Source organism: Actinomadura sp. NPDC048032, from assembly GCF_040653175.1.
GTDB classification, from domain to species: Bacteria; Actinomycetota; Actinomycetes; order Streptosporangiales; family Streptosporangiaceae; genus Spirillospora; species Spirillospora verrucosospora.
Window position 1 is genome coordinate 1 of record NZ_JBEZJP010000414.1, and the last position, 7,333, is coordinate 7,333.

General features: G+C 74.6%; 9 protein-coding genes. 4 read left to right on the forward strand and 5 right to left on the reverse strand.

The genetic code is table 11. The features are described 5' to 3' along the window. On the forward strand, positions 1-996 hold a 996-nt coding region (locus AB0C69_RS34785), incomplete at its 5' end, for an FAD-dependent monooxygenase (RefSeq protein ID WP_360359388.1). Between the two features lie 15 nt (positions 997-1,011). On the opposite strand, the gene AB0C69_RS34790 is transcribed toward AB0C69_RS34785, so the two are convergent. Beyond that, complete coding sequence (locus tag AB0C69_RS34790; protein WP_360359391.1) at positions 1,012-1,419, reverse strand: DUF2795 domain-containing protein; 408 nt, start codon at positions 1,417-1,419, stop codon at positions 1,012-1,014. Between the two features lie 97 nt (positions 1,420-1,516). Here AB0C69_RS34790 and AB0C69_RS34795 point away from each other — a divergent pair, with 97 nt between their 5' ends. After that, a complete protein-coding gene (locus AB0C69_RS34795; RefSeq protein ID WP_360359393.1) occupies positions 1,517-1,876 on the forward strand; it encodes a hypothetical protein in 360 nt (119 codons plus the stop codon). A gap of 30 nt (positions 1,877-1,906) precedes the next feature. Here AB0C69_RS34795 and AB0C69_RS34800 read toward each other — a convergent pair whose 3' ends face one another. Beyond that, a complete protein-coding gene (locus tag AB0C69_RS34800) occupies positions 1,907-3,307 on the reverse strand; it encodes a cytochrome P450 (protein ID WP_360359396.1) in 1,401 nt (466 codons plus the stop codon). Positions 3,308-3,449: 142 nt separating this feature from the next. Here AB0C69_RS34800 and AB0C69_RS34805 point away from each other — a divergent pair, with 142 nt between their 5' ends. After that, positions 3,450-3,638, forward strand: coding sequence for a DUF5302 domain-containing protein (locus tag AB0C69_RS34805; RefSeq protein ID WP_360359399.1), 189 nt, complete (start codon positions 3,450-3,452; stop codon positions 3,636-3,638). Positions 3,639-3,713: 75 nt separating this feature from the next. Here AB0C69_RS34805 and AB0C69_RS34810 read toward each other — a convergent pair whose 3' ends face one another. From AB0C69_RS34810 to AB0C69_RS34820, 3 genes are all read right to left on the reverse strand, one after another. Beyond that, positions 3,714-4,352, reverse strand: coding sequence for a pyridoxamine 5'-phosphate oxidase family protein (locus AB0C69_RS34810; RefSeq protein ID WP_345179174.1), 639 nt, complete (start codon positions 4,350-4,352; stop codon positions 3,714-3,716). A gap of 70 nt (positions 4,353-4,422) precedes the next feature. Further along, positions 4,423-5,460, reverse strand: a complete 1,038-nt coding sequence (locus AB0C69_RS34815) for an MBL fold metallo-hydrolase (RefSeq protein ID WP_360359402.1) — start codon at positions 5,458-5,460, stop codon at positions 4,423-4,425. Between the two features lie 63 nt (positions 5,461-5,523). Then, positions 5,524-6,480, reverse strand: coding sequence for a hypothetical protein (locus tag AB0C69_RS34820; protein WP_360359405.1), 957 nt, complete (start codon positions 6,478-6,480; stop codon positions 5,524-5,526). Between the two features lie 101 nt (positions 6,481-6,581). Here AB0C69_RS34820 and AB0C69_RS34825 point away from each other — a divergent pair, with 101 nt between their 5' ends. Then, the gene (locus tag AB0C69_RS34825) at positions 6,582-7,226 is read left to right on the forward strand and encodes a PadR family transcriptional regulator (protein ID WP_345179167.1); all 645 of its coding nucleotides are present in this window, start codon (positions 6,582-6,584) and stop codon (positions 7,224-7,226) included. Positions 7,227-7,333 lie beyond the last annotated feature (107 nt).

A 7,333-nucleotide genomic window follows, 5' to 3' on the forward strand; every position in this document is an offset into this window, starting at 1 on the left:
GAGCTGCCGTTCCCCGGCCGCGCGGTGGTGCGGTCGGTGATGCTCGCCGACGTCCGGCTGGACGAGGCGCCCGCGGACGCGCTCACCGCGGGAGCCGCCGGCGACGCGTTCGCGTTCGTCGCCCCCTTCGGGGAGGGCTGGTACCGGGTGATCGCGTGGAACCGCCGCCACCAGGCGCCCGACTCCGAACCGGTCGACATGGAGGAGCTCCGCGCGGTGGTCCGGCGCGCCCTCGGCACCGACCACGGCATGCGGGACGCGCGCTGGACGTCCCGGTTCCACAGCGACGAGCGGCAGGTCCCGCGCTACCGCGTGGGACGGGTCTTCCTCGCCGGGGACGCCGCGCACGTCCACTCGCCGGCGGGCGGCCAGGGCATGAACACCGGGATGCAGGACGCGGCGAACCTCGGGTGGAAGCTGGCCGCCGAACTGCACGGGTGGGCGCCGTCATGGCTGCTCGACAGCTACCACGAGGAGCGGCATCCCGTCGGAAGGGTCGTCCTGCGCAGGAGCGGCGCGCTGCTGCGGTTCACGCTCGCCGAGCCTCGCTGGGCGCGGGCCGCCCGCGCCGCGGCGGCGTTCGCGGCGACCCGCGTCCCGCCCGCCGCGCGGCGGGTCGCCGCCGCGGTCTCCGGCATCGACATCGCCTACCCGGCGCCGCGCGGCTCGCATCCCCTGACCGGGAGGCGGGCCCCGGACGTCCCGCTCGCGGGCGGCGCCGGCAGCCTGTTCCGGCTGCTGGGGGACGGGCGGTTCGTGCTGGTCGTCGCCGCCAACGACCCCGCGGTGACCTACCTGGCGACGAAGCGGTGGGCCGGGCGCGTGCACTGCGCCGTCGCCGGCGGCGCCACGCGCACGACCGCACTGGTGCGCCCGGACGGCTACATCGCCTGGGCGACCGACGAGACGGCCCCGGACCGCCGCGCCGCGGAGATCCGGGACGCGCTGGGCCGGTGGTGCGGGCGCGGCGCCGAGATCAGCAGTGCCGCTCAGTAGTGCCGGTCAGTCCGGTCAGTAGCGCCGCTCCTCGCGGCCGTAGCCGAGCTGCTCGGCCACGTCGGCGACGTTCTCGTACTCGCGTTTCGGCAGCGTCCGCAGCTCGTCGAGGGCCCCGTCCGGAGCTCCGCCCTCGGCCGCGTGCCGGACCAGCTCGTTCGGGCGGGCCGGGTAGCGGACGCCGCTGAGCATCCGGGCCAGGGCGCTTCGGCCCTCCACGTCCTGCGCGCTCATCCCGGGCGGGGAGCCTTCGCGGTCCCCGGCGGTGGCCGCGGCCGGGTCGGCGGGGTAGTCGTTCGAGAACGGCTCGGTCTCCTTGAACTCCTCGGCGTGCGTGGGGTGGCCGCCCCTGACCATTCCCTGGGTCTCGCGGCCGATCTCCTCGTCGAGCTTCGCGCCGTGCTTGTCGCTCTTGTCTGGCATCTCTTCCTCCCTGCCGTCTACCGGACGGAACGTTCCCGGGCGCGCGTGTCCAAACATGCGGGCGGTCTCGCGGCGGCGGCGCGGTACGGTGTGGCGCATGCTGGCGGAAGAGGGCGTGAACGCGGTCCGGGTCGTGGTCGGGCTGCTGGTCCGCGGCGACTACGAGGAGCTTGAGACCCTCACCGAGGGGCGCAGGCTGAGCGCCGCGCAGATGGCCGACGCGGTGACCGCGTCCGGGCGCGAACTGATCAGCCCGCCCGACGACGCCTTCGCGGACCTGGAGGTGACCGGGGTCGAGCAGGTGTCGGGCGGGGAGCGCGCCTACCGCGTGGCGCTCCCGCTGTGGACCGCGGCGGAGGGACGCTCCGCGCTGGTGCTGCGGCTCACCCTGACCGAGGTCATGGACGGCGTGTGGACCGTCGAGGTGGACGGCATCGGGGAGACCGCCGCCGGGTGACCCGGCGCGTTCCGCGGTGGACGAGGCCGGTCAGGACTGCGACAGCCGCATCATCCGCAGGACGCGCCGCACCAGCGAGCCCTGCCCTCCATCGTCCGGCGCCTCCTGCTCGGCCGCCTCCTCGGCGGCGGGGGCGGGCCGCGGCTCGGGCGGGTTTCCGGCCAGCTCGTAGGTGACCGGCAGCGACCGCAGGCCGCGCATCAGCGGGGAGGAGCGCCACGCGAGCTGGTCGGCGGGCAGCGCGAGCCGCAGCCCGGAGAACCGCTCGAACAGCCGCTCCACCGCGATCGTGGTGATGGTGGTGGCGAGGTCGCGGCCGAGGCAGGCGTGCGGGCCGGCGCTCCACGCCAGATGGGCGCGCGAACTGTAGATCGAGTCGGGCGCGCCGCGCGCCGCGAACGCCGGGTCCTGGTGCGCGGCGGCGGGCGAGACCATGACCGGGTCGCCCGCCGCGATCTGGAACCGGCCGAGCCGCACGTCGGCCTTGGCCCACCGGAACGCCAGGTTCGCCATCGGCGGGTTGGCGGCCGCGGCCCGGTTGATCGCCTCCTGGAGCATCCCGGCCGACAGGCTGTCGCGGGCGCCGGTCTCGCCGATCAGCACCTCGGTGATGGTGTTGCAGATGAGCGTTCCCGTCACGTCGCCGACGAGGCCGGTCATCATCGCCATCTCGCCGGTCAGCTCCTCGGCGGTCAGGTCGGGCACGGCGGCGAGCATGAAGGACGGCAGGTCCTCGGCGGGGGCGGCGACCCGGGCCGCGCACAGGTCCGCGACCCGTGCGATCAGCCGGGCCGACGCCTCCTGGGCGTCCGGGCCCGCGTCCATCACCCGCCACAGGTCGAGGATCAGCTCGTCGCCGTCGTCGGCCTCCGAGCCGAGCAGCCGGCCGATCACCATCAGCGGCAGCGGCCGCGCGTACTGCGCCGACAGGTCCGCCGAACCGGACCGGCCGCCGCTCTCGGAGATCACGGTGAGCAGCTCGTCGGCGTACCGGCGGACCGCCAGCTCCAGCGCCTTCGCCTCCGGCCGGCTCCGGTCCTGGAACGGCCGCAGCCCCTCGCTCCAGGCGCCGCGCAGCCGGGTGGAGTCGGCGCCGTCGCGGAACCCGCAGTTGTCGGACTCGACCACCGGCAGCATCGGCCAGTCGGCCGGGACCGCGCCCTCCCGGTACGCGCGCCAGGCGCCGACCCGCCGGCTCCAGTTCCCGCGGTGGTCGCGCAGGATGTCGAGCGTCTGGCCGTAGCCGACCACGAGCCAGACCGGCACCCCGAGGACGTCGACCGGAGCGACGGGACCGTACTCCGCCCGCAGCCGCTCGTAGAACGCCGCGGGCCGGGACTCGTAGTCGGGGTTCAGCAGCGGCTGGACGGCGAGCGCCTCCAGCGGCGGATGGGCGGGGACGGGCTCGGCCTGCGGCGTCTGGGGCTCCACGTGCACAAACCCTAGGAGAGAACGTTTGCCGATGGCCGGTTTATGCTGGAATCTCCCACGGCGATCTTTCGGCGTGCACGGGCCCGCGTCCACCGCGGGGTGTGTGACGCTAGGGGTGCCCATACAAGAGCTGGAGGTCCGCATGGCCGACTCCGAAGGAGCGCCCGAAGACGGCGAGGACGAGGTGAAGCGCAGGTTCCGGGAGGCACTGGAGCGCAAGCGCGGCGCGGAGAGCAAGAACGCCGGCGCCGGCGGCCGGAGCGGCTCGAAGGTGCGCGGCACCCACGAGCGCGCCGACCACCAGCGGCAGTTCCGCCGCAAGAGCGGCTGACCGGGCCGCACCGCCGAAGGACCCCCGCGCGGAACGCGCGGGGGTCGTTCCGTCTCCTCAGCCGCCCCGGCCGTGTCAGGCCTGGTAGAGCTTCTTGCTGTAGTTCGCCTCGCTGTAGTACTCCCGGAGCTCCTCGACGCTCTCCTCGGTGTACTGGACGTCCTTGACGATCCGGGCGTGCGGCGGCAGCGCCTCCGGATCCCACGACTCCGCCTTCCACAGCCGGGAGCGCATGAGCGCCTTCGCGCAGTGGAAGAAGATCTGCTCGATGTCCACGACGAGCGCGAGCGCCGGCCGGTGCCCCTTGACGACCATCTCGCCGAAGAACGGCGCGTCCCTGACGAGGGTGGCCCGGCCGTTGATCCGCAGCGTCTCGCCGCGCCCCGGCACGAGGAAGATCAGGCCGACGTGCGGGTTGCTCAGCACGTTCATGAACCCGTCCGCGCGGCGGTTGCCGGGGCGGTCCGGGATGGCGATCGTCGTGTCGTCGATCACGTGCACGAAGCCCGGAGGGTCGCCCTTGGGGGAGACGTCGCAGTTCCCCGCGGCGTCGCTGGTGGCGATCAGGCAGAGCGGGGACCGGGCGAGCCACCGGCGGTCCCATTCGTGCAGCGCGACCCGCTCCTTGTCGACCGCCCGCCGCATCGGCGCGCCGAGAAGCTCGCGCAGCTCCGCCGCGGAGGTGATCGCAGTGAACTCGGGGGCGACCGTCATCGCCGCTCCTTCCGCCGGGGAATCGGAGATCAGCCTAACCCGGGCGTCTCCGGGCGCCCGGCCCGGGGAGTCAGCGCCGCGCGGCGTAGCGGCGGACGCCGCCCTCCTCGTGGGCGTCCAGAACGCCCCGGTCGGCGAGGACGTCCAGATGCGCCTCGATCTCCAGCACGGCCAGCATCCGGCTGAACGCGTCCAGGTCGCCGAGGCTGCGCCTGCGGCGCGTCCACGGCATCGCGGTCGCCACCTCGAAGGCCGTGGCGCGCCCGGCGCGCACCTGCGCGGCTGCGGCGTCCAGCCGCTCGGCGTGGTGCTCCAGCAGCTCGTCGATTCGGGTGTGCACGCTCGGCCGCACGGGGCCGTGCGCGGGCAGCAGCACGGTGTCGGGCATGTCCCGGACCAGCCGCAGCGACTCCAGGTAGCTGCGCAGCGGCTTCGGCTCCGGCTCGGTCTCCAGCCCGATCGACGGCGTGATGTGCGGCAGGATGTGGTCGCCCGCGAACAGCAGCCCGGCCGCAGCGTCGCGCAGGACGACGTGGCCGCGCGTGTGCCCGGGGGTGGCGAACACGTCCAGGCCCCGTCCGGTCAGGGCGACGCGCTCCCCGTCGTCCAGCCACGCGTCCGGCATGGTGTGCGGGACGTCCCGTTCGGAACGCTCCACAGGCCTGCCGGCGATCTCGTCGGCCACCTCGCCCGCGCCGCACCGGCGCAGCATCTCGACCTGCCGGGGGTGCAGCCCCCGGCGAGCGTCGAACGCCTCGATCGACGGCCGCTCGCCCCGCCCGATCCGCACGCGCGTCCCGAACGACTCGCGCAGCGCCAGCGCCTGCGAGTAGTGGTCCCAGTGGGCGTGGGTGACGAGGAACTGCGCCACGTCGTCCAGCCGGTGCCCGAGGGTGGCGAGGGCGCCTTCGAGCGAGGCCTCCGTGTCGGGCATGGCCCAGCCGGAGTCCACGACCACGAGGCCTTCGGGGTCCTCGATGACGTACACGTTGACGGCGTGCAGCGACGGGATCGGCAGGCCCAGGGGGATCCGGTGCACCCCCGGCGCCACCGGATGAGCGCCCGGCTCGGTCCAGTCAGTCGGCTGCTCCACGACCGGTGCCGCCACCGCGTGCCCCCTCTATTGTCGAATCGCGTTCGGGAAGAACCTACTTCATCCCGGAGATCCCTTTTATCCTCGCCCCGCCTTCGGGGCGGGGCGCGCGGAGTGAGGGTCGCGGTCGGCGGCGCGGCGCGCCTCGGCGGCGGCCTCGCGGGCCTCGCGCGCGGCCTCCTCCGCGCGGGCGCGGTTCTCCTCGGCGCGGTCCGCCCTCCTGGACGCGGCGTCCCGCTCGGCGATCGCCCGTTCCAGCTCGTGCCGGAGATGCCCCACCCTGGCGGACGCCTCCCGCGCCTCGCGCCGGGCGGCGTCGGCGCGCTCCTCATGTTCGGCCAGCTTGTCCTCGGCCTGCTCGGCGCGCTTGCGCAGCGTCTCCGCCCGCTTGGCGCGGGCGGCGCTCGTGCGCGTGACGTTCGACCTCGCCGGCTCGGCCTTCTTCTGCGGCTCGGCCTTGCTCTCCGGCTCGACCTTCTTCTCGGGCGGCGGCTTCTGCCGGGCGGGCCGCTCATCGGGCTTCGCCTTCGCGCCCTCTTGCCGGTACGCGGGCGCCGTGGAGAACCCGGCGGGGACGAACCCGGAGTGGCTGCGGGGCTGCGACAGCCGTCCCTCGCGGACCTCCTCGGCGACGGCGGCGTCCACGGTGGCCGCCTGGAGCGTGTCCTCCACCTCGCGGACGGCCTGCTCGCGCAGCGCGTTGCCCGCGTCCGCGGCGAGCCGGCCGGCGGTCCGCACGAGCGACGCGACGAGCCCGGCACGCCGCCGCTCCAGGTCCCCGGGACCGCGGCCCGAGCCCCAGGCCGCCCGCATCTCCTCGCCGACGTCCAGCAGCCCGGCGATCTCGTCCGCGGCCGAGCGCGCGAGGAGGTTCACCGCCCATGCCGAGAGCGTGGGGCGCCGCAGTGCCCCGATCCGCTTGGCGAGCGCGGCGTCGCCCTCCTTCCTGGCCTCCTGCGCCAGGCGCTTGCGGGTCTCCACGAAGTCGGCGGGCGGGACGCCGTACAGGTCGTCGGCCGCACTGGAGAAGTCCACGTCCGATCTCTACCCGCGCCGGGTGCGCGTGCATCGGGGTGGACGGAGGCGGCCGCGGCTGCAATACTCGTGTACGAATACTCGTACACGAGGGGGCGGGGATGGCCAAGCGGCGCAAGGTGAGCAACCTGCTGGGGCTCGCCGTGCTGTCGACCGTCTCCGCCAGGCCGATGCACCCGTACGAGATGGCGTCCCTGATGCGCGCCCGCGGCAAGGACCGCGACATGGACATCAAGTGGGGCTCGCTCTACACCGTGGTCGGCAACCTGGAGAAGCACGGGTTCCTGGCCGTCGAGGGCAGCGCCAGGGAAGGCGCGAGGCCCGAGCGCACCGTCTACGGCATCACCGACGCGGGACGCGACGAGCTGGCCGACTGGGTCCGGGAGCTGATCGGGGTGCCCGAGCGCGAGCGGCCGCGGTTCGAGGCGGGGCTCTCGGTCCTCGGCGCGCTCGGCCCAGACGAGGTGGCGGCGCTGCTGCGCGGCCGCCTCGACGCCATGGAGCGGGAGATCGCCGCCGACCAGGCCGCCCTGGACGGCGAGAAGGAGGTGCCGCGCCTCTTCCTGCTGGAAACCGAGTACGACCTGGCGATGCGGCGCGCCGAGGCCGCGTGGGTGCGCGGCTTCCTCGCCGAGATCGAGGACGGCACGCTGCCGCACCTCGACCTGTGGCGCTCCTTCCACGCGACCGGCGAGATGCCGCCCGAGATCGCCGAGCTGGCGGAGAGGGGAGCCCCCGAGGACTAGCGAGCGGAAGGCCCGGCGGCATCTCGCCGGTCGCGTGGAAGGAGCGCCACAGGTCGAGGTGCGGCAGCGTGCCGTCCTCGATCTCGGCGAGGAAGCCGCGCACCCAC

What these genes read in the sequence shown, in the direction of transcription:
- AB0C69_RS34790 (WP_360359391.1), bottom strand. Translation starts at nt 1,419, where the DNA reads ATGCCAGACAAGAGCGACAAGCACGGCGCGAAGCTCGACGAGGAGATC.
- AB0C69_RS34795 (WP_360359393.1), top strand. Translation starts at nt 1,517, where the DNA reads ATGCTGGCGGAAGAGGGCGTGAACGCGGTCCGGGTCGTGGTCGGGCTG.
- AB0C69_RS34805 (WP_360359399.1), top strand. Translation starts at nt 3,450, where the DNA reads ATGGCCGACTCCGAAGGAGCGCCCGAAGACGGCGAGGACGAGGTGAAG.
- AB0C69_RS34810 (WP_345179174.1), bottom strand. Translation starts at nt 4,352, where the DNA reads ATGACGGTCGCCCCCGAGTTCACTGCGATCACCTCCGCGGCGGAGCTG.
- AB0C69_RS34825 (WP_345179167.1), top strand. Translation starts at nt 6,582, where the DNA reads ATGGCCAAGCGGCGCAAGGTGAGCAACCTGCTGGGGCTCGCCGTGCTG.